Here is a 19100-nt window from a genome sequence, read left to right as displayed (position 1 = left end):
CACGTAGTCGGCGTCGTAGACCTTGTGGAAGACGGTGGGCGGCAGCGGCGCCGTGACGAGGATGTCGCCGCGGCGCGGGCGGACGTCGACGGGGGCGCCGAGGCGGGCCGCGAGCCGGCCGGACCAGGGTCCCGCGGCGTTGACGAAGAGGTCGGCGGCGAGGTCGCCTTCGGTGGTGCGGACGGCGGTGAGCCGGCCGCCGCGGGTGCGGGCGCCGAGCACCTCGCAGCCGGTGCGGAGCACGGCGCCGTGCGCGAGCGCGTCGCCGAGCAGCGCGGCGGCCGCTGCGGCGGGCTGGACCTGGGCGTCCTCCGGGTAGTGCAGCGCGGCGGTGTGGTCGCGGGTGAGGTGCGGCTCGGCGGCGGCGAGCGCTGCGGCGTCCAGGGGTTCGGCACGTACCCCTGCGGCCCGCTGTTCCTCGGCGAAGCGGGTGAGTTCCTTCGCGCCCGCCTCGGTGGTGGCGACGACGATGCCGCCCTTGGGGTCCCACTCGACGGCGCGTACGGCGTCGGCGGCGCGGGGCGAGCGCTCCGCGACGGCGGCCAGCGCCTCCGGCCACAGCCGGCGGGAGAGCTGCGCGAGCCGGAGTTCGGGGCCGGGCCCCTTGTCGGAGACGAGGACGTTGCCCTCGCCGTGCGCGGTGGTCGCCTCGGCGGCGCCGCCCCGGTCCACGACCGTCACGTCGAAGCCGCCGGCCAGGGCCAGTTCGCGTGCGCAGGCCGCGCCGACGATGCCGGCGCCGAGGATCACCACCCGCGTTCCGTTCATCGACCGCATAGGCCGCTCCTTCGTTCGCTTTACCGAACGCTGCGAGGCTAGGAGGAGCCGGGGGCATGGTCAATGGGGCCGACACGGAATTGCCCTGACGGCGCGTCAGTCAATACCCGGGCCCTCGTACGCCGCTGGGTGTGCGCCCCCCCCGTACCGCGAGCTGTGTGCTCCCCCGTGCCGTCAGGGGTGCGGCCTCCGCAGCGTCAGGGGTGGGGCCCTCGTACCGTCAGGCGTGCGGGCCCAGCACCGGGTGCGTCTCGCCGCCCTCGGGCCGCTGCCCCGTCCGGTAGCGGAGCAGCAGCACCGAGCGGACCGGGCCGCCCAGCGCCGTGTAGGCGTGCGGCCGGGAGGCGTCGAAGCCGATGTAGTCGCCGGGGCCGAGCTCGAAGCGCTCGCCCTCGACCTCCACGGCGAGCCGGCCGGCCTGCACGATGGTGTGCTCGGTGCCGACGTGACCCAGCGAGTCCTGCCGCGCGCCCGGCCGCACCTGCTGGTCGTACACCTCGAAGCCGCCGTCGCCCGGCTCGAAGCGGCGCAGCGGCCGCAGGTCCACCGCCTCACCGCTGAGCACCTCCACGTCGGCGGCGCGCACCACGGTCGGGCCGTCGGCGGGGCGGGTGTCCAGCAGCCCGGAGATCGGCACCTCCAGGGCGCGGGAGAGGCTGAACACCGTCTCGATGGTGGGGTTCCCGGTGCCGGACTCCAGCTGCGACAGCGTCGCCTTGCCGATCCTGGAGCGCCGGGACAGCTCGGAGAGCGAGAGCCCCCGCTGCGCCCTGGCGCGCTTCAGGTTCGCCGCCAGCATGTCCCGGATCGAGCCCTCGGGGACGCTCACCCTGCCCGCCCTTCCGCGGCGACACGGCCGCGCGCCTGTTCCGTCAACCGAACGGCCGCCTGCGCTCTGCCGTTCGCCCTTCCGAACAGTCTACGGAGCGCCGCTGCAGCGAGAAGGGCGCACGGAACAGCCGTGAACCAGCCGTTACCGTGCGCCCGTTCTGTCGCGTGACGCCCCGTTCGCCCCTCCCGGAACGGCGGGCGAGAGCTATCCCACAGCGGCCGCCGCGCCCTGTGCGGCGGCGGGCGGCACCGGGCCCGCCGAGGAGCCGCCGTCCACGGCGATCTCGGCGCCGGTCAGGTAGGCGGAGGCGTCCGAGGCGAGGAAGGCGACCAGGCCCGCGACGTCGTCCGGCAGGCCGATGCGGCCCAGCGCGATGCCCGGTGCCACGCCCGCGTCCGCCGTGGCCGCCACCTCGGCGAGCATCGGGGTGTCGATGACGCCCGGGTGCACGGAGTTGACCCGGATGCCGTACTGGCCCAGCTCCAGCGCCGCGACCTTCGTCAGGCCGCGCAGCCCCCACTTGGACGCGCCGTAGCCGCCGGTGCGGGGAATGCCGGTGAGGCCGCCCACGGAGGAGATGTTGACGATCGACCCGCCGCCGGCCGCCGCCATCGCCTCCTGAACCGCCTTGATGCCGAGGAACGGGCCGACGAGGTTGATCCGCAGCGTGCGCTCGAAGTTCTCCACGCTCTCGTCGGCCAGCGGCATCGAGCGCAGCACGCCCGCGTTGTTGACCAGTACGTCCACGCCGCCGAACTCCGCGGTCGCGGTGGCCACCACCGCCTGCCAGCCCGTCTCGTCGGTGACGTCGAGGTGGAGGTAGCGCGCCGCCTCGCCGATCTCGTCGGCGACCCGCTTCCCGGGCTCGTCCAGCACGTCGGCCAGGATCACCCGCGCGCCGAGCCGGGCGAACAGCCGGGCCTCGGCCTCGCCCTGGCCGCGGGCCGCACCCGTGATGACCGCGGTCTTGCCTTCGAGCGTGAGCACAGAGCTTTCCTCCATCACCTCGTCAAGGGCCTTTCAATCAGCCATATGACGAGTAGACAGGTCAAGAGCCGTGCGCGATCAGTCCTCCCCGGCGGCGCCCGCCCCGCCGGGCGGCCACATTGGCCGGTCGTGTGCTTGTCCGCTCCGGATAATGACCGCATGTTCGATCACCGCGCGCTGCGCGCCTTCTGTCTGGAGTTCAACGGCTCGGTGGAGGAGTTCCCCTTCCCCGGCAACCCCGACGTGGCGGTCTACAAGGTGGGCGGGAAGATCTTCGCGCTCTCCTCGCTGGACGCCGCCGACCCGCTCACCGTCAGCCTCAAGTGCGACCCCGAGGAGGCGGTGCGGCTGCGCGCCGCACACCCCGAGATCGTCCCCGGCTACCACCTCAACAAGCGGCACTGGAACACCGTCACGCTCACCGGCGGCCTCCCGGACGCTCTGGTACGGGAGCTGATCGAGGACTCCTACGACCTGGTGGTCGCGGGCCTGCCCCGCGCGGAACGACTGCGACTGGACCGGCCGTGAGCCCTTGTTCTCTCTAGACCGGTCGGTCTAGAGTCGCCGTCATGACACCTTCAGGGGGGAACAGGACGCGTCCGGGCGGGCAGGAGACGCGCGCCCGGATACTGCGGACGGCCGCCGGACTGTTCCGGCGGCAGGGGTACGGGTCCACCGGGCTCAACCAGATCCTGGCGGAGAGCGGCGCGCCCAAGGGCTCGCTGTACTTCCATTTCCCCGGCGGCAAGGAGCAGTTGGCGGCCGAGGCGGTGGTGCTGTCGGGCGGCGACCTGGGCGCGCGGATGGCCACGGCGGTGGCGGCGGCGGACGGGCCGCGCGCCGCGGTGACCGCGCTCGGCGCCCTGCTGGCCGAAGGGCTCACGGCCTCCGGCTACCGGGACGGCTGTCCGGTCGCCACCGTCGCGCTGGAGCAGGCGGGCGACGCCGGGCCGATCCACGACGCCTGCGCGGCCACGTACGACGGCTGGCTGGCCGCTCTGCGGGACCGGCTGGCGGACTGGGGCGCGTCCGAGGAGACGGCCACAGCCCTGGCCGACCTCGCGCTCTCGTCCGTGCAGGGCGCCCTGCTGCTCGCCCGGGTCCGCCGCGACGCCGGCGTCCTGCACTCCGTCGCCGAACGGGTCGGCACGCTCATCGAGGCACAGCTCACGACGGCCACCACCGGGGGAAAGCCATGAAGGTCCACCACCTCAACTGCGGCTCGATGGCCACCATCGAGGCGACGTACGACGGGCCGCGGCCGCTGCCCGTCGTCTGCCACTGCCTGCTCGTCGAGACGGAGTCGGACGGACTCGTGCTGATCGAGAGCGGGCTGGGCACCGAGGACGTGCGCCGCCCGCAGAACACCCTCGACCCGGAGTGGCGGGAACTGGCGGCGCCCGGCCTCGACCCCGCCGAGCCGGCCGTGCGCCAGGTCGAACGGCTCGGCTTCGGCGCCGAGGACGTACGGCACGTCGCCGTGACCCACCTGGACGTGGACCACACCGGTCGGGCTGCCCGACTTCCCGCACGCGACGGTGCACGTACGGGAGGACGAGCTGACGGCCGCGGCCGCTGAGGCCCCCAGCCGCCGCTACCGCCCCGCCCACTGGGCGCACGGGCCGCGCTGGGAGACGTACGGGGCGGGCGGCGACACCTGGGCCGGCTTCACCGGCGTGCGCGAACTGGCCGGGCTGGGCCCGGACTTCCTGCTCGTACCGCTGGGCGGGCACAGCGCGGGGCACGCCGGGATCGCCGTGCGCGACGGGGAGCGGTGGCTGCTGCACGCCGGGGACGCCTACTTCTACCACCGCGAGATCGCCCCTGAGGACCCGTCCTCGCACCCGCTGCTGGACCTCATCCAGCTCGACGCGCAGGTGGACGCCGGGCTGCGGATCGCCAACCAGCGGCGGCTGGCCGGGGCCGCACGCGAGGAGGGCATCACGGTGGTCAACGCGCACGACCCCTGGGTGTTCTCACGCCTGGCCGGCTGAGCCCTCCCGTTCTGCGGCGTCCCGCACCTGTTCCGCCAGCCGGTCGCGGAGTTCGACCTTGCGGACCTTGCCGCTGACCGTCATCGGGAAGGAGTCGAGGAGGTCGAGGTAGCGCGGGATCTTGTAGTGCGCGAGCCGGTCGCGGCAGAAGTCGGCCAGCTCCGCCTGCGTGAGGGTGGCGTCCGGGTCCTTGAGGATCACGCAGGCGGCGATCTCCTCGCCGTACTTCTCGTCCGGCACCCCGACCACCTGGACGTCGGCGATCTTGGGGTGGGAGTAGAGGAACTCCTCGATCTCGCGCGGGTAGACGTTCTCGCCGCCCCGGATGATCATGTCCTTGATGCGGCCGACGATGCGGAGGTAGCCGTCGTCGTTCATGACGGCCAGGTCACCGGTGTGCATCCAGCCGTCCGCGTCGATGACCTCGGCGGTGCGCTCCGGCTCCTCCCAGTAGCCGAGCATCACGCTGTAGGCGCGGGTGCACAGTTCACCGGGCTCGCCGCGCGCCACCGTCTCCCCCGTCACCGGGTCGACGACCTTGACCTCGACGTGCGGCAGCACCCGGCCGACGGTCTCCGTGCGGTGCTCCAGGTCGTCGTCCCTGCGGGTCTGGGTGGAGACCGGCGAGGTCTCGGTCATGCCGTAGCAGATGGACACCTCCGCCATGTGCATCTCGGCGACCACCCGCTTCATGACCTCCACCGGGCAGGGCGAGCCGGCCATGATGCCGGTGCGCAGCGTGCTCAGGTCGTACGAGGCGAAGTCGGGGAGGTTCAGCTCGGCGATGAACATGGTCGGGACGCCGTACAGGGAGGTGCAGCGCTCCTGCTGGACGGCGCGCAGCGTCGCGGCCGGGTCGAAGGACGGCGCGGGGATGACGGAGCAGGCGCCGTGCGAGGTGATCGCGAGATTGCCCATGACCATGCCGAAGCAGTGGTAGAAGGGCACCGGCAGGCAGACCCGGTCCTGTTCGGTGTAGCCGACCGTCTCGCCCACCCAGTAGCCGTTGTTGAGGATGTTGCGGTGCGAGAGGGTGGCGCCCTTGGGGAAGCCGGTGGTGCCGGAGGTGTACTGGATGTTGATCGGGTCGTCCGGGGTGAGGGTCGCCGCGATCTCCGCCAGCCGCGCCGCGGGCACCGACGTACCGGCCGCGAGCAGCTCCTCCCAGGTGGGGTCGGCGATGTAGACGACCTCGCGGAGGCGGGGGGCGTCCGGGCGGACCTCCTCCACCATCCGCCGGTAGTCGCTGGACTTGTGCGCGGTCGCGGCGACCAGCAGCTCGATGCCCGACTGGTTCAGCACGTACGCCAGCTCGTGCACCCGGTAGGCCGGATTGATGTTGACCATGACGGCGCCGATGCGGGCCGTGGCGTACTGGACCAGCGTCCACTCGGCGCAGTTGGGCGCCCAGATGCCGACCCGGTCGCCCTTGGTGACGCCGCGGGCGAGCAGGCCGAGCGCGACCTCGTCGACGGCCCGGCCGAACTGCTCGTACGTCCAGCGCCGGCCGGCGGCCACGTCGACCATGGCCTCGCGGTCGCCGAACCGCTCGATGGCCAGCTCCAGGTCGGCGCCGATGGTGCGGTCCAGCAGCGGGCGGTCGCGCTCGCCGCTCTCGTAGGACAGCGGACGGCCGTCCGGCGCCGTGGTCTGCTCTGCGGTGCTCATCGGTGGTCCTCCTCGCGGTACTCGGCGCCGCGGTCACCGCTCGCGGTGCGCTCGCGCAGCTCGATGCGGCGGATCTTGCCGGACACGGTCTTGGGCAGCTCGGCGAACTCCAGGACGCGGACGCGCTTGTACGGGGCCAGCGCCTCGCGGGAGTGCGCGAAGAGCGCCTTGGCGGTCTCCGGGCCCGGCTCCCAGCCGGCCGCCAGCACGATGTACGCCTTGGGCACGGCGAGCCGCACCGGGTCGGGCGCGGGCACCACGGCGGCCTCGGCGACCGCCTCGTGCTCCAGCAGCGCGCTCTCCAGCTCGAACGGGCTGATCTTGTAGTCGCTGGCCTTGAAGACGTCGTCGGCGCGGCCGATGTAGGTCAGGTAGCCGTCGCTGTCCCGGGAGCCGATGTCGCCGGTGCGGTAGTAGCCGCCGGCCATCGCCTCGGCGGTGCGCTCCGGGTCGCCGTGGTAGCCGGCCAGCACGCCGACCGGGCGGCTGCGCAGGTCGATCGCGATCTCGCCCTCGTCACCGGGCTCGCCGGTCACCGGGTCCAGCAGCACCACGTCGTAACCGGGCGTGGGGCGGCCCATGGAGCCGGGTTTGAGCGGCTGGCCGGGGGTGTTGGCGACCTGGACGGCGGTCTCGGTCTGGCCGAAGCCGTCCCGGATGGTCACGCCCCAGCTCTGCCGGACCTGCTCGATGATCTCGGGGTTGAGCGGCTCGCCGGCCGCGACGACCTCGCGGGGCGCGGTCCTCAGGGCGCTCAGGTCGGCCTGGATCAGCATGCGCCAGACGGTGGGCGGCGCGCAGAAGCTGGTGACGTGCGCCCGGTCCATCTCCGCCATCAGCCGGGCCGCGTCGAACCGGGTGTAGTTGAAGAGGAAGACGGTGGCCTCGGCGTTCCAGGGCGCGAAGAGGTTGGACCAGGCGTGCTTGGCCCAGCCCGGCGAGGAGATGTTCAGGTGCACGTCGCCGGGCTTGAGGCCGATCCAGTACATCGTCGCCAGGTGGCCGACCGGGTACGAGGTGTGGGTGTGCTCCACCAGCTTGGGGCGGGCGGTCGTCCCGGAGGTGAAGTACAGCATCAGCGGGTCGTCCGGCGCGGTCGGCCCGGTGGGCTCGAAGGCGTCGGGGCTGTCGTACGCCTCCTCGTACGCGAGCCAGCCCGGCGCCGCGCCGCCCACCGCGATCCGGGTGTACTCACCGGGCACGCCGTCGAACTTGGCGAGGTCGGCGGACCGCACGATCACATGCCGGGCATTGCCCCGCTCGACGCGGTCGGTGAGGTCGGCGGGGCCGAGCAGCGGCGTCGCGGGGATCACGACGGCGCGCAGCTTCATCGCGGCGAGCGCGGTCTCCCACAGCTCGGCCTGGTTGCCGAGCATGACGATGATGCGGTCGCCGGCGCGTACTCCTTTCGAGGCCAGCCAGTTCGCCGCCCGGTTCGAGCGGCGGCGCATCTCCTCGAAGGTGAGCCGGGTCTCCCGGCCGTCCTCCTCCACGATGTGCAGCGCGAGCCGCTCGTTGTCCTGCGCGATGGCGTCGAACCAGTCCAGCGCCCAGTTGAAGCGCTCGGGCCGCGGCCAGGAAAAGCCCTCGCGTGCGGCGTCGTAGTCCTCCCGGTGCCGCAGCAGGAAGTCCCGTGCTGCCCGGAACTGTTCCGTCGCGCTCGTCCCGCGCGTGTCCGCCATGTGTCCTCCTCATTGCCCCGCGGCTTCCGGCCATCGTGTAATCAGTGACGCAGGTCTCACCACCCCCGAACGGGGGGAAGCGGAGGTTGACGCGTGCGGAACGGTGCGGAACGGAACGAGTCCGCCGAGGTCAGGGCGGCGCTGCTGCGGCTGCGCAGAGCCAGCGGGCTGCCCGTGGCGTTCGGCGGGCTGCTCTCGGGCAGCGGCCGGTTCCGCATCGAGGAGCTGACCGGTACCGCCACCACCGCGCTGCGCGGCCTGCACATCGACACGGGCAACGGCCTGGGCGGCAAGGCGGCGGCCCGCTCCCGGCCCTTCGCGGTCACCGACTACCACTCCTCGGTGGTGATCAGCCACGAGTACGACGCGGCGGTGGCGGCCGAGGGGCTGAGGTCCGTGCTGGCCGTGCCGGTCGTGGTCCGGCGGCGGGTGCGCGGCGTGCTGTACGGGGCGCTGCGGCAGCCGCTGCAGCTGGGTGACCGGCCGCTGTCCGCTGCGCTGGAGGCGGCCAGGGAGCTGGAGCAGGCGCTGGTGGTGCAGGACGAGGCGGAGCGGCTGCTGTCGGTGGCCCGGCAGCCCACCGCCGCCGATCCGGTGATGTGGGAGGAGGTCAGGGAGGCGCACGGCGCGCTGCGCGCCCTGGCCCAGCGGGTCGGCGACCCGCTGCTGCGGCAGGAGATGCTGGCGGCCTGCGGGCGGCTCGCGGCCGCCTCGGGCGGGTCCCGCGAGGCCGCCCCGGTCAGCCTCTCGCCGCGCGAGGTGGACGTGCTGTCCTGCGTGGCCTCCGGCGCGACGAACGCGGCCGTGGCCGAGCAGCTGGGGCTGCGCCCGGAGACCGTCAAGGGGTACCTGCGCTCCGCCATGCGCAAGCTGGGCGCCCACACCCGGCTGCAGGCGGTCGTCGCGGCCCGCCGGGCCGGCCTGCTGCCCTGACCGGCGGGGTCCCGGCGGGGGCCGGCCCGCTGCTCTGTCCGGCGGTCTCCTGACGGGACGCGGCGGCCGTCCTGCGAGACGCTGGAAACGCCCGTCGGTGAGTGTGGCGTCAGTGAGGAGGCCCCCGTGTCAGGTCCCGCGACGACCGGGAGCGAGGCGGACACCGGCCTGCTGGACAGTCTGGCGGCCGCCGTCTACGTACAGGACGCCTACGGCCGGATCGCACGGGTGAACGCCAGGGCCGAGGAGATGCTGGGCCGCCCGGCCGCCGAGCTGCTCGGCGGCGACCCGCACGAGCTGCTGCACCGCAATCCGGACGGCACCCGGCTGCCCCGGCCGAACTGCCCCCTGCTGCAGGCGTTCCTGGCCGGCGAGACGGTGCTGCTGGACGGCTGCCAGTGGTTCGCGCGCGGGGACGGCGGGCTGCTCTGCGTCGGCGGGCTGTCGGTGCCGTACCAGGTGGACGGGGCGCCGGGCGGTGCCGTCGTGGTGTTCTTCGAGCAGCCCCCCGAGCAGGCGCACGAGCCCGCCGACGCGGCGAACGTCGCGGCCCTGACCGACCTCGCCGACCGGCTGACCATGGTCGCCGAGACCACCGCCGTGCTCACCTCCACCCTCGACCTGGACGAGTCGCTGAAGCGCCTCGTACGGCTGGTCGTCCCCCGACTGGCGGACTGGGCGGTGGTCGATCTGCTGGAGGAGCAGAACTCGCTGCGGCGGGTGGCCGTGGTGCACCACGTGGACGGCCGGCACGTCCGGGTCGACGAGCTGGCCGGGCCGATGCCGCCGGTGCTGGAGTCGTCGCGGATGCCGCTGTCCAGCGTGCTGCGCGGGGCCGCGCCGCGGATCGTCTCGCCGGAGGACTACGCCGGGCCGCCGGACTCCGGCGTCGCCGTCCAGCAGCGCGAGATGTTCCGGGCCATCGGGATGCGGTCGGCGGTGATCGCGCCGCTGCGCGGGCCCGGCAAGGTGCTCGGCGCGCTGACCCTGGTCCGTACGGCGCAGCAGAAGCCGTTCGACGCGGCGGAGCTGGCGCTGGTCGACGACATCGCCCGGCGGGCGGGGCTGGCCGTGGACAACGCGCAGCTGTACGAGCGGCAGCGGCGGGTCGCCGAGACCATGCAGCGCCATCTGCTGCCGCCGCTGCCGCACGTCGAGGGCCTGGAGATGACGGTGCGCTACCACCCGGCGCCGCACGCCTCGCGGGTCGGCGGTGACTGGTACGACGTGTTCCGGCTGCCGGACGGGAAGACGGCGCTGGTCATCGGGGACGTGGTGGGGCACGACCTGCAGGCGGCCGCCTGCATGGCCCAGGTGCGCAACATGCTGCGGGCGCTCGCCTGGGAGCACGCCGAGGCGCCGTCGGTCACCGTCGACCGGCTGGACCGGGCGCTGGTGCACATCAGCGACGTCCAGCTGGCGACCATGATCCTGGCCCAGGTGGAGCGGGCCGGCGACTGGCTGCTGCGCTGGACCAACGCCGGGCACCCGCCGCCGCTGCTGGTGCACGACGACGGCCGGGTGTGCTTCCTGGAGCAGGAGACGGCCGACCCGGTGCTCGGTACGGAGCTGGCGCCGCCGCGTACCGACTTCGTGCGGACGCTGCCGCCGCGCAGCACCGTCGTGTTCTACACGGACGGCCTGATCGAGGCGCGTGGCCTGCCGCTGAGCGAGGGGCTCGCGCAGCTGGCCGGCTTCGCCGCCGCGCTCGCCGACCGTTCGCTGGACGAGTTCTGCGACCAGCTCATCAGCCGCGCCCTGTACGCCGCGAACGAGGACGACGTGGCGCTGCTGGCACTGCGCGTCCCGGGCGACGGCTGAGAGCGGGTGTTACTGCGCCGAGGGCGCGGGCATGCCGAAGTCCAGTACCTCGTTGGCTTCCCGCTCGGTCTTCTCGGCGTACTCGCGCGCCTCGGTGGCGACGTCACCCTGCTCGTTGATGAGCTGGTCGTAGATCGGGGTGAGGGGTCTGTCCGGCGAGTTCATCGTGCAGTGTTCCTTCGTTCTCGGACATGGCGACAGCCGCCCACGTATGGCGCGGACGGCCGGCCGCCGATCTTATCGTCCACTTTCCGGGAGCGGCACCCGCTGTCTCAGGCAACGGAACCGATACGGCGTGCGGTGACCGATGTGTCGTGATGGATCGGGGTATGGGCACCGGTGAGCGGGACGCCGGTGCCGCCGCGGCGGACGGCGACGATCTCGGCGGCGATCGACAGGGCGGTCTCCTCGGGCGTACGGGCGCCGAGGTCCAGGCCGATCGGGGACCGGAGGCGGCTCAGCTCCCGGTCGGTGAGGCCGGCCTCGCGCAGCCGGCGCAGCCGGTCCAGGTGGGTGCGGCGGGAGCCCATGGCGCCCACGTACGCGACGGGGAGCCGCAGCGCCCGTTCCAGCAGCGGCACGTCGAACTTGGCGTCGTGGGTGAGGACGCAGAGCACGGCGCGGGAGTCCAGCTGCTGGGTGTCGAGGTAGCGGTGCGGCCAGTCGACGACGACCTCGTCGGCGCCGGGGAAGCGGGCGCGCGTCGCGAAGACGGGCCGGGCGTCGCAGACGGTGACGTGGTAGCCGAGGAACTTGCCGGCCCGTACGAGGGCGGCGGCGAAGTCGATGGCGCCGCAGACCAGCATCCGCGGGGGCGGCACGGAGGACTCCACGAGCAGGGTGAGCGGGACGCCGCACTGGCTGCCGTCGGCGCCGATCTCCACGGTGGCGGTGCGGCCCGCGTCCAGCAGGGCGCGCGCCTCCGCGAGCGCGGTGCGGTCCAGCGCGGGGTGGCCGCCGAGGCTGCCGGTGTGGCTGCCGTCGGCGCGGACCAGGAGGGCCCGGCCGAGCAGGCCGGCCGGGCCGGAGACGATGCGCGCGAGGGCCGCCGCCTCAGCGGAGACGGCGGCGGCCGCCGCGGCCGCGAGCGTCCTGGAGGTGCTGTCCACCGGGGCCGGGGGGTCGTCCGGCCCCCCCGATGGCTCCGGGGCGCTCGCGCGTACCGGGGTGACGAGGATGTCGATGACGCCGCCGCAGGTCAGGCCCACGGCGAAGGCGTCCTCGTCGCTGTAACCGAACCGTTCCCGCACCGGCTCGCCGGTCTCCAGGGCCTGTCGGCACAGCTCGTACACCGCGCCCTCCACGCAACCGCCGGAGACGGACCCGATCGCCGTGCCGTCGCGGTCGACGGCCAGTGCGGCGCCCGGCTGCCGGGGCGCGCTGCCGCCGACGCCGACCACGGTGGCCACGGCGAAGTCGCGTCCCTGCTCGACCCACCGGTGCAGCTCATCGGCGATGTCCAGCATGTCCAGCTCCTTGTCTGCGGTTGCGCGGAGGGCCGATGCGGCCTCCGCCCGGGCACGGCGCCCGGCGCGAGCGGGTCTCCCTACCCCACGTTGTTGAACGCGAAGTTGAAGATGAAGACCAGCGCGAGGATCCACATCAGCGGTCCCGGCTCACGCCACTTGCCCTGCGCGAGCTTGATCGCGCAGTACGAGATGACGCCGACGGCCACACCGTTCACGATCGAGTACGTGAACGGCATGATCACCACGGTCAGGAAGACCGGGATCGCCACGGACCGGTCGCGCCAGTCCACGTGCCGTGCGTTCTGCATCATCATCGAGCCGATGACGACCAGCGCGGCGGACGCGACCTGGGCGGGCACGATCTCCGCCAGTGGGGTGAAGAGCAGCGCCAGGCCGAAGAGCAGGCCGGTGACGGTGGCCGAGAGGCCGGTACGGGCGCCCTCGCCGACGCCGCTGGCGGACTCGATGAAGACGGTCTGGCCGGAGGCACCGGAGACGCCGCCGATCGCGCCGCCCGCGCCGTCGATGAGCAGCGCCTTGTTCAGGCCCGGCATCCGGCCGAGGTGGTCGGCGAGCTTGGCCTCCTGGCCGACCGCGATGATCGTGGCCATGGCGTCGAAGAAGCCGGCCAGCACGAGGGTGAAGACGACCATGCCGACGGTGGTGGCGCCGAGCTCCGCGAAGCCGCCGAACTCGATCTTGCCGAAGAGGCCGAAGTCCGGGGTGGAGACCACGTTGTCCGGCAGCTTGGGCGTGGCCAGGCCCCACTGCTTGTCGCCCAGCCCGAAGGCCGCGGTGACGACCAGCGAGAAGACGGTGCCGACGGCGATGCCGATCAGGATCGCGCCGGGGATGTTGCGGGCCAGCAGCATGAAGATGACGACGAGGGTGATGCAGAAGGCGAGCACGGGCCAGCCGGAGAGGTGGCCGTGTACGCCGAGGGTGACCGGAGCCGAGGCGTTGCCGAGGCCGACGAACCCGGCCTTGACCAGGCCGATCATGGTGACGAAGAGCCCGATGCCGATGGTGATGGCGTGCTTGAGGCCGAGCGGGATCGCGTTCATGATCTTCTCGCGGAGGCCGCTGACCACCAGGAGCATGATCACGACACCGTAGATCACGCACATGCCCATGGCCTGCGGCCAGGACATCGAGCTGATCACCTGGGTGCCGAGGACGCCGGAGACGCTCAGACCGGCGGCGAGCGCCAGCGGGACCTTGCCGACGATGCCCATCAGCAGGGTCGCGATGGCGGCCGCGAAGGCGGTCGCCGTGATGACGGCGCCCGGCTGGAGCGTGCCGCCCACCGCGTCCTTGCCGCTGAGCAGGACGGGGTTGAGCAGGAGGATGTACGCCATCGCCATGAAGGTGGTGATGCCGCCGCGCAGTTCCCGGCCGAGGGTCGAACCGCGCTCGGATATGTGGAAGTACCGGTCGAGCCAGGACCGGCCGGAGGGCTGACGCGTCCCCGCGCCGGCGTCCTCCGCCGTGGTCGGCTCGATGGTGGGCTGGGTCATGGTGCCTATCTCCCAAGGTTCATAGGGGCACTCACAAGGGGGGAATGTGAGATTTGGGATGGAGCGGGCCGCACGACCCGGGGGACGGCCCGAGACGAACGTTTTTCAGCCAGATGCGGCGCCGAGGACGGATCCTAGGAGGCGCGGCTGACGTGGGGGAAACTCCGGGCGGTACGAACCGCGGGAGGACGGACAGGACACCCCAAATATCCGTACCGCCCGGAGGCTTTTCACGTGCCGGTGAGATGTTCTGGCCGCACCGGCGTTTTCGTGAGCGCCAGCCCGGTCGCCGCCCGGATCGCGGAGAGGACTGCCGGGGTCGACGACAGGGTCGGCGCCTCGCCGACGCCACGCAGCCCGTAGGGAGCGTGCTCATCGGCAAGTTCGAGGACGTCCACCGGAATGGTGGGCGTGTCCAGGATCGTGGGGATCAGGTAGTCGGTGAACGAGGGGTTGCGCACCTTCGCGGTCTTCGGGTCGACGACGATCTCCTCCATGACGGCGACGCCCAGGCCCTGGGTCGTGCCGCCGTGGATCTGGCCGACGACGGAGAGCGGGTTGAGCGCCTTGCCGACGTCCTGCGCGCAGGCCAGCTCGACGACCTTGACGAGGCCCAGCTCGGTGTCGACCTCGACGACCGCGCGGTGCGCCGCGAAGGAGTACTGCACGTGGCCGAAGCCCTGGCCGGTCTCCGGGTCGAACGCCTCGGTGGGGCGGTGCCGCCACTCCAGGTCCGCCTCCACGGCCTCCTCGCCCAGCACGTCCGCGATGTCCGCGAGCACCTCGCCGGCGTCGGTGACGACCTTGCCGCCCTCCAGCAGCAGCTCGGCGGTGGCCCACGCCGGGTGGTACGTGCCGAACTTGACCCGGCCCCTCTGCAGGACCTGCTCGCGTACGGCCTCGCAGCTGTTCTTCACCGCGCCGCCGGTGACGTAGGTCTGCCGGGACGCCGAGGTGGAGCCGGCCGAGCCGACCCGGGTGTCGGCGGGCTGGATGGTGACCTGCTGGACGCCCAGCTCGGTACGGGCGATCTGGGCGTGCACGGTGATGCCGCCCTGGCCGACCTCGGCCATCGCGGTGTGCACGGTCGCGACCGGCTCGCCGTTGACGACCTCCATCCGCACCCGCGCGGTGGAGTAGTCGTCGAAGCCCTCGGAGAAGCCGACGTTCTTGATGCCGACGGCGTAGCCGACGCCGCGGACGACGCCCTCGCCGTGCGTGGTGTTGGACAGGCCGCCGGGCAGCGCGCGGACGTCGGCGCCCTCGGTGGTCTCCCACTGGTTCTCCGGCGGCAGCGGCCTGGCCTTGACCCGGCGCAGCAGCTCGGCGACCGGCGCGGGCGAGTCGACGACCTGCCCGGTCGGCATGACCGAGCCCCGCTCCATGGCGTTGCGCTGCCGCAGCTCGACGGGGTCCATGCCGAGCGCCGCCGCCAGCTTGTCCATCTGTGCCTCGTACGCGAAGCACGCCTGGACCGCGCCGAAGCCGCGCATGGCGCCGCACGGCGGGTTGTTCGTGTAGAGCGCGAGGGCCTCGATGTCGACGTCGTCGACGACGTACGGGCCGACGGCGAGCGAGGAGGCGTTGCCGACCACCGCCGGGGAGGACGAGGCGTACGCGCCGCCGTCCAGCACGATGCGGCACTTCAGGTGGGTGAGCCTGCCGTCCTTGGTGGCGCCGTGCTCGTACCGGAGCTTGGCGGGGTGCCGGTGGACGTGCCCGAAGAAGGACTCGAACCGGTCGTAGACGATCTTCACGGGCTTGCCGGTGCGGAGCGCCAGCAGGCAGCCGTGGATCTGCATCGACAGGTCCTCGCGGCCGCCGAAGGCGCCGCCGACGCCGGAGAGCGTCATCCGGACCTTCTCCGGCGGCAGGCCCAGGACCGGCGCGATCTGCCGCAGGTCGGCGTGGAGCCACTGGGTCGCGACGTACAGGTCGACCCCGCCGTCCTCGGCCGGCACCGCGAGCCCGGACTCCGGGCCGAGGAACGCCTGGTCCTGCATGCCGAACTCGTACTCGCCGGTGACGATGACGTCCGCGCGCTGCGCGGCCTCGTCGGCGTCGCCGCGGATGATGGGCTGGCGGTGGACGATGTTCGGGTGCGGCACATGACCGGCGTGCGCGTCCTTGCGCCCCGGATGGAGCAGCGGGGCGTCCTCGGCGGTGGCCGAGGCCTCGTCGGTGATGAGCGGCAGCTCCGCGTAGTCGACCCTGATCCTGGCGGCGGCCCGCCGGGCCGTCTCCGGGTGGTCGGCGGCGACCAGCGCCACCGGCTCGCCGTGGTGCCGTACCCGGCCGTCGGCGAGCACCGGGGTGTCCTGGATCTCCAGGCCGTAGTGCTTCACCGCGGTCGGCAGGTCGTCGTAGGTGAGGACCGCGTAGACGCCGGGCTGCGCCAGCGCCTCGGAGGTGTCGATGGAGCGGATCTCGGCGTGCGCGACGGTGCTGCGCAGGGTGTGGCCCCACAGCATGTCCTCGTGCCACATGTCCGAGGAGTACGCGAACTCGCCGGTGACCTTCAGCGTGCCGTCCGGGCGCAGCGTGGACGCGCCGACGCCGGCCGGGGTGCTGCTGCCCTGGGTGAGCCCGGTGGGTGTCCGGGTGACTCCGGCCATGGTCAGGCCCCCGTTCCTGCGGTGTCGGTCCCGCCGCGGGCGGCCGCGAGCCGGACCGCGTCGAGGATCTTCTCGTAGCCGGTGCAGCGGCACAGGTTGCCCGACAGCGCCTCGCGGATGTCGGCGTCGGACGGCTGCGCGTTCCGCTCCAGCAGTTCGTCGGCGGCGACCAGCAGGCCCGGCGTGCAGAAGCCGCACTGCACGGCGCCCGCGTCGAGGAACGCCTGCTGGACCGGCGAGAGCCGCGCCTGCTCACCCGGCCGGCCGTCGCCCGGACCGGCGGGCGCCGCGGTCCAGGCCCGGGCCTCGTCCAGGGTGGTGCCCGGGCCGCTGCAGACCCCCGTGCCGCAGCGGCCGCGCTCCGCCCGCTGCCGGGCGAAGCCGGCCAGGCCCTCGACGGTGACCACGTCGCGGCCCTCGGCCTGTCCGGCCGCCACCAGGCAGGCGCACACCGGCACCCCGTCCAGGCGGACCGTGCAGGAGCCGCACTCGCCCTGCTCGCAGGCGTTCTTCGAGCCCGGCAGGCCCATCCGCTCGCGGAGCACGTACAGCAGGCTCTCGCCTTCCCAGACGTCGTCGGCCGTCTGCTCGCGGCCGTTGACGGTGAACGTCACGCGCACTGTGCACCTCCCTGTGCGGTGCGGCCCTCGCCGCGGTACGACTCCCAGACCCAGCCGAGCGTGCGGCGGGCCATCACGCCGACCGCGTGCCGGCGGTACGCCGCACTGCCGCGTACGTCGTCGATGGGATTGCAGGCGCCGGCCGCGAGCTGCGCGAACTGCTTCGCGACGGATACCGGGAGCGGCGCGCCGGACTCCCAGTGACCGCCCTCCTCCAGCGCCGCGGCGAGGAAGGTCTCGGCCTCCTGGGCGCGTACCGGGGTCGGTGCGGCGGACCCGATGCCGGTCCGTACGGTCCTCGTCTCCGGGTGCAGCGCGATGCCGAACGCGCACACCGCGATGACCATGGCGTTGCGCGTGCCGACCTTGGAGAACTGCTGCGGCCCTGTGGCCTTCGGCAGGTGGACGGCGCGGATCAGCTCGTCCGGCTCCAGGGCGTTGCGCTTCACGCCGGTGTAGAACGCGTCGATGGGGATCATGCGGCGGCCGCGGGCCGCCGACTCCGCCTCGACCGCGCCGCCGGAGGCCAGCAGCGCGGGATGCGCGTCGCCCGCCGGTGAGGCGGTGCCGAGGTTGCCGCCGACGCCGCCGCGGTTGCGGATCTGCGGGGAGGCGACGGTGTGCGAGGCGAGGGCCAGGCCCGGCAGCTCGGCGCGGAGGTGCTCCATGATCTGCGTGTACGGCACGGAGGCGCCGAGCCGTACGGTGTCGGCGCCGGTCTCCCACTCCCGCAGCTCACCGATGCGGTTCAGGTCCATCAGGTACTCGGGGCGGCGGTGGTCGAAGTTGATCTCGACCATCACGTCCGTACCGCCCGCGATCGGCACAGCGGTGGGGTGCTCGGCCTTTGCGGCGAGCGCCTCCTCCCAGCTGGCGGGGCGAAGGAAGTCCATGGGTGACTCTCTTCCTTCTCGGGAAAATCGTGCTGTGCTGCCTACGGTCGCCGGTGTCAACGGGGTCCGCCGCGGCGGAGCCGCCGCCGTCGTCATCCAGCCGCCGTCCGGCGGGCAGTTCATCTTCCGTTCACGCGATGTGACCCAGTACACGCGCCGAGCGGCCGCCCGGTGCAGTCACCGAAACCATGAAGCGGTTGGCTGGCCAGGGCACCTGTCTTGTAGATTCGAACGAAAAGCGGGGCGCGGCAACCTCGCGGTATTCCACCGGCAACACGAGACGGAAAGATCGGCGGGCGAAGGTCATGCGGCTCCGCGCACTTCTGGACACCGAATCCCTTGGCCTGCGGCTTCTCGGGGGCGAGGACGAACTGGACCGCACGGTGCGGGGTGTGATGACCACCGACCTGCGGGACCCCAGCCGCTACCTCTCCGGCGGCGAGCTGGTCCTCTCGGGTCTCGCCTGGCGGCGGGAGCCCGAGGACTCCGAGAATTTCGTCCGGATCCTTGCCACCGCCGGGGTGGCCGGTCTCGCGGCCGGCACCGCGGAGCTGGGCCCGGTCCCCGAGGACCTGATCGCGGCCTGCGCCCGCCACCGCCTGCCCCTCTTCTCCGTCGCCGAGTCGGTCTCCTTCGCCACCGTCACCGAGTACGTCGTACGGCAGGTCTCCGGCGAGCGCGCCGGCGACCTGGCCGCCGTCGTCGACCGGCACCGCCGCCTGATGACCTCGGGCCCGGCGGGCGGCGGCCCCGAGGTCGTCCTGGACCTGCTGGGCTCCGACCTCGACCTGCGCGCCTGGGTCCTCTCCCCCACCGGACGGCGGATCGCGGGCGCCGCGCCGGGCGGCGGGGCGGGCCCCGCCGACGGGACCGCGGCCGGTGCCCGGCTGGCGGGCGAGCACCTGGCGGCCGCCCGCAGCGGGCGCCGCAGCCCGCACCGGGTCCTGCTCGGCAACACCACGTACTCGCTCTTCCCGATCCGCAGCGGCGGCCGTGACCTGCGCGAGACCGTGCTCTCGGACTGGCTGCTGGCGGTCGAGGCGGACGCCGGCGACTGGCCGGCGGAGCGGCTGGACCTGCTGCACGGCGTCACCCAGCTGATCGCCGTGGAGCGGGACCGGCGCGACGCGGCCCGCACGGTGCGCCGCCGGCTCGCGCAGGAAGTCCTGGAGCTGGTCCAGACGGGTGCGCCGCCCGCCGAGATCGCGGCCCGGCTGCGGGTCGCCGCACCCGTGCTGCTGCCCGGGCTCGGCACAGCGCCGCACTGGCAGGTCGTGGTCGCGCGCGTGGAG

The 19100-nt window shown here is 73.2% G+C and carries 18 protein-coding genes; 7 read left to right on the top strand and 11 right to left on the bottom strand.

Annotation, left to right across the window (positions count from 1 at the left end; genetic code table 11):
- The 3 genes from C3486_RS33105 to C3486_RS33095 form a co-directional block, all read right to left on the bottom strand.
- Positions 1-777: FAD-binding oxidoreductase (locus C3486_RS33105; RefSeq protein ID WP_258053154.1), on the bottom strand; the 777-nt coding region annotated here is incomplete at its 3' end.
- 220 nt (positions 778-997) lie between these two features.
- Positions 998-1606: a helix-turn-helix domain-containing protein gene (locus tag C3486_RS33100; RefSeq protein WP_219822275.1), complete on the bottom strand. Its 609-nt coding sequence runs from the start codon at positions 1604-1606 to the stop codon at positions 998-1000.
- 207 nt (positions 1607-1813) lie between these two features.
- Positions 1814-2596, bottom strand: coding sequence for a glucose 1-dehydrogenase (locus C3486_RS33095; protein ID WP_181138779.1), 783 nt, complete (start codon positions 2594-2596; stop codon positions 1814-1816).
- A gap of 159 nt (positions 2597-2755) precedes the next feature.
- On the opposite strand from C3486_RS33095, the gene C3486_RS33090 reads away from it, so the two are divergent.
- From C3486_RS33090 to C3486_RS38380, 4 genes are read left to right on the top strand one after another with little or no spacing between them, the layout of a single operon-like run.
- Entirely contained in the window at positions 2756-3124 is a 369-nt protein-coding gene (locus C3486_RS33090) for an MmcQ/YjbR family DNA-binding protein (protein ID WP_103836563.1), read from the top strand.
- Positions 3125-3165: 41 nt separating this feature from the next.
- Entirely contained in the window at positions 3166-3795 is a 630-nt protein-coding gene (locus C3486_RS33085) for a TetR/AcrR family transcriptional regulator (protein WP_103836562.1), read from the top strand.
- A complete protein-coding gene (locus C3486_RS38385; RefSeq protein ID WP_258053153.1) occupies positions 3792-4175 on the top strand; it encodes an MBL fold metallo-hydrolase in 384 nt (127 codons plus the stop codon). The genes C3486_RS33085 and C3486_RS38385 overlap by 4 nt, the downstream gene beginning before the upstream one ends.
- A complete protein-coding gene (locus C3486_RS38380) occupies positions 4135-4590 on the top strand; it encodes a hypothetical protein (protein WP_258053152.1) in 456 nt (151 codons plus the stop codon). Before C3486_RS38385 ends, C3486_RS38380 begins: the two co-directional genes overlap by 41 nt.
- Here the strand turns inward: C3486_RS38380 and C3486_RS33075 are convergent.
- Together C3486_RS33075 and C3486_RS33070 are read right to left on the bottom strand one after the other, a co-directional pair.
- Positions 4573-6258 (bottom strand): AMP-binding protein, encoded by a 1686-nt coding sequence (locus tag C3486_RS33075; protein ID WP_103836561.1) that lies wholly within the window; start codon positions 6256-6258, stop codon positions 4573-4575. The genes C3486_RS38380 and C3486_RS33075 overlap by 18 nt on opposite strands.
- Positions 6255-7940, bottom strand: coding sequence for an AMP-binding protein (locus C3486_RS33070; RefSeq protein WP_103836560.1), 1686 nt, complete (start codon positions 7938-7940; stop codon positions 6255-6257). Before C3486_RS33070 ends, C3486_RS33075 begins: the two co-directional genes overlap by 4 nt.
- A 93-nt stretch (positions 7941-8033) precedes the next feature.
- Here C3486_RS33070 and C3486_RS33065 point away from each other — a divergent pair, with 93 nt between their 5' ends.
- Positions 8034-8873 carry a helix-turn-helix transcriptional regulator gene (locus tag C3486_RS33065; protein ID WP_103836559.1) on the top strand — a complete coding sequence of 280 codons (840 nt, stop codon included), beginning with the start codon at positions 8034-8036 and terminating at the stop codon, positions 8871-8873.
- Between the two features lie 126 nt (positions 8874-8999).
- The gene (locus C3486_RS33060) at positions 9000-10694 is read left to right on the top strand and encodes a SpoIIE family protein phosphatase (RefSeq protein ID WP_103836558.1); all 1695 of its coding nucleotides are present in this window, start codon (positions 9000-9002) and stop codon (positions 10692-10694) included.
- Between the two features lie 9 nt (positions 10695-10703).
- On the opposite strand, the gene C3486_RS37575 is transcribed toward C3486_RS33060, so the two are convergent.
- From C3486_RS37575 to C3486_RS33035, 6 genes are all read right to left on the bottom strand, one after another.
- Positions 10704-10859, bottom strand: a complete 156-nt coding sequence (locus tag C3486_RS37575; RefSeq protein WP_181138778.1) for a hypothetical protein — start codon at positions 10857-10859, stop codon at positions 10704-10706.
- Between the two features lie 107 nt (positions 10860-10966).
- On the bottom strand, positions 10967-12160 hold the full coding sequence (locus C3486_RS33055; protein WP_103836557.1) for an XdhC/CoxI family protein: 1194 nt from the start codon (positions 12158-12160) through the stop codon (positions 10967-10969).
- Positions 12161-12240: 80 nt separating this feature from the next.
- Complete coding sequence (locus tag C3486_RS33050) at positions 12241-13680, bottom strand: NCS2 family permease (RefSeq protein WP_103836556.1); 1440 nt, start codon at positions 13678-13680, stop codon at positions 12241-12243.
- 230 nt (positions 13681-13910) lie between these two features.
- Positions 13911-16295: a xanthine dehydrogenase subunit D gene (gene pucD / locus C3486_RS33045; protein ID WP_103836555.1), complete on the bottom strand. Its 2385-nt coding sequence runs from the start codon at positions 16293-16295 to the stop codon at positions 13911-13913.
- A 2-nt stretch (positions 16296-16297) separates the two neighbouring features.
- Entirely contained in the window at positions 16298-16915 is a 618-nt protein-coding gene (locus C3486_RS33040; protein WP_103836554.1) for a (2Fe-2S)-binding protein, read from the bottom strand.
- Positions 16906-17808: a xanthine dehydrogenase family protein subunit M gene (locus C3486_RS33035; RefSeq protein WP_103836553.1), complete on the bottom strand. Its 903-nt coding sequence runs from the start codon at positions 17806-17808 to the stop codon at positions 16906-16908. Before C3486_RS33035 ends, C3486_RS33040 begins: the two co-directional genes overlap by 10 nt.
- 305 nt (positions 17809-18113) lie before the next feature.
- Between C3486_RS33035 and C3486_RS33030 the strand changes: the two genes are divergently transcribed.
- A partial coding sequence (locus tag C3486_RS33030; RefSeq protein ID WP_181138777.1) for a PucR family transcriptional regulator ligand-binding domain-containing protein occupies positions 18114-19100 on the top strand: 987 nt, incomplete at its 3' end.

Origin of the sequence: Streptomyces sp. Ru73, from assembly GCF_002920575.1 — a bacterium.
Taxonomy (GTDB): domain Bacteria; phylum Actinomycetota; class Actinomycetes; order Streptomycetales; family Streptomycetaceae; genus Streptomyces.
This window is presented reverse-complemented; position numbering and strand designations above follow the sequence as displayed.

Excerpts from the sequence above, each read along its gene's own strand:
- C3486_RS33090 (WP_103836563.1), top strand. The coding sequence starts at position 2,756 with ATGTTCGATCACCGCGCGCTGCGCGCCTTCTGTCTGGAGTTCAACGGC.
- C3486_RS33085 (WP_103836562.1), top strand. The coding sequence starts at position 3,166 with ATGACACCTTCAGGGGGGAACAGGACGCGTCCGGGCGGGCAGGAGACG.
- C3486_RS38385 (WP_258053153.1), top strand. The coding sequence starts at position 3,792 with ATGAAGGTCCACCACCTCAACTGCGGCTCGATGGCCACCATCGAGGCG.
- C3486_RS33075 (WP_103836561.1), bottom strand. The coding sequence starts at position 6,258 with ATGAGCACCGCAGAGCAGACCACGGCGCCGGACGGCCGTCCGCTGTCC.
- C3486_RS33070 (WP_103836560.1), bottom strand. The coding sequence starts at position 7,940 with ATGGCGGACACGCGCGGGACGAGCGCGACGGAACAGTTCCGGGCAGCA.
- C3486_RS37575 (WP_181138778.1), bottom strand. The coding sequence starts at position 10,859 with ATGAACTCGCCGGACAGACCCCTCACCCCGATCTACGACCAGCTCATC.
- C3486_RS33055 (WP_103836557.1), bottom strand. The coding sequence starts at position 12,160 with ATGCTGGACATCGCCGATGAGCTGCACCGGTGGGTCGAGCAGGGACGC.
- C3486_RS33050 (WP_103836556.1), bottom strand. The coding sequence starts at position 13,680 with ATGACCCAGCCCACCATCGAGCCGACCACGGCGGAGGACGCCGGCGCG.
- pucD (WP_103836555.1), bottom strand. The coding sequence starts at position 16,295 with ATGGCCGGAGTCACCCGGACACCCACCGGGCTCACCCAGGGCAGCAGC.
- C3486_RS33035 (WP_103836553.1), bottom strand. The coding sequence starts at position 17,808 with ATGGACTTCCTTCGCCCCGCCAGCTGGGAGGAGGCGCTCGCCGCAAAG.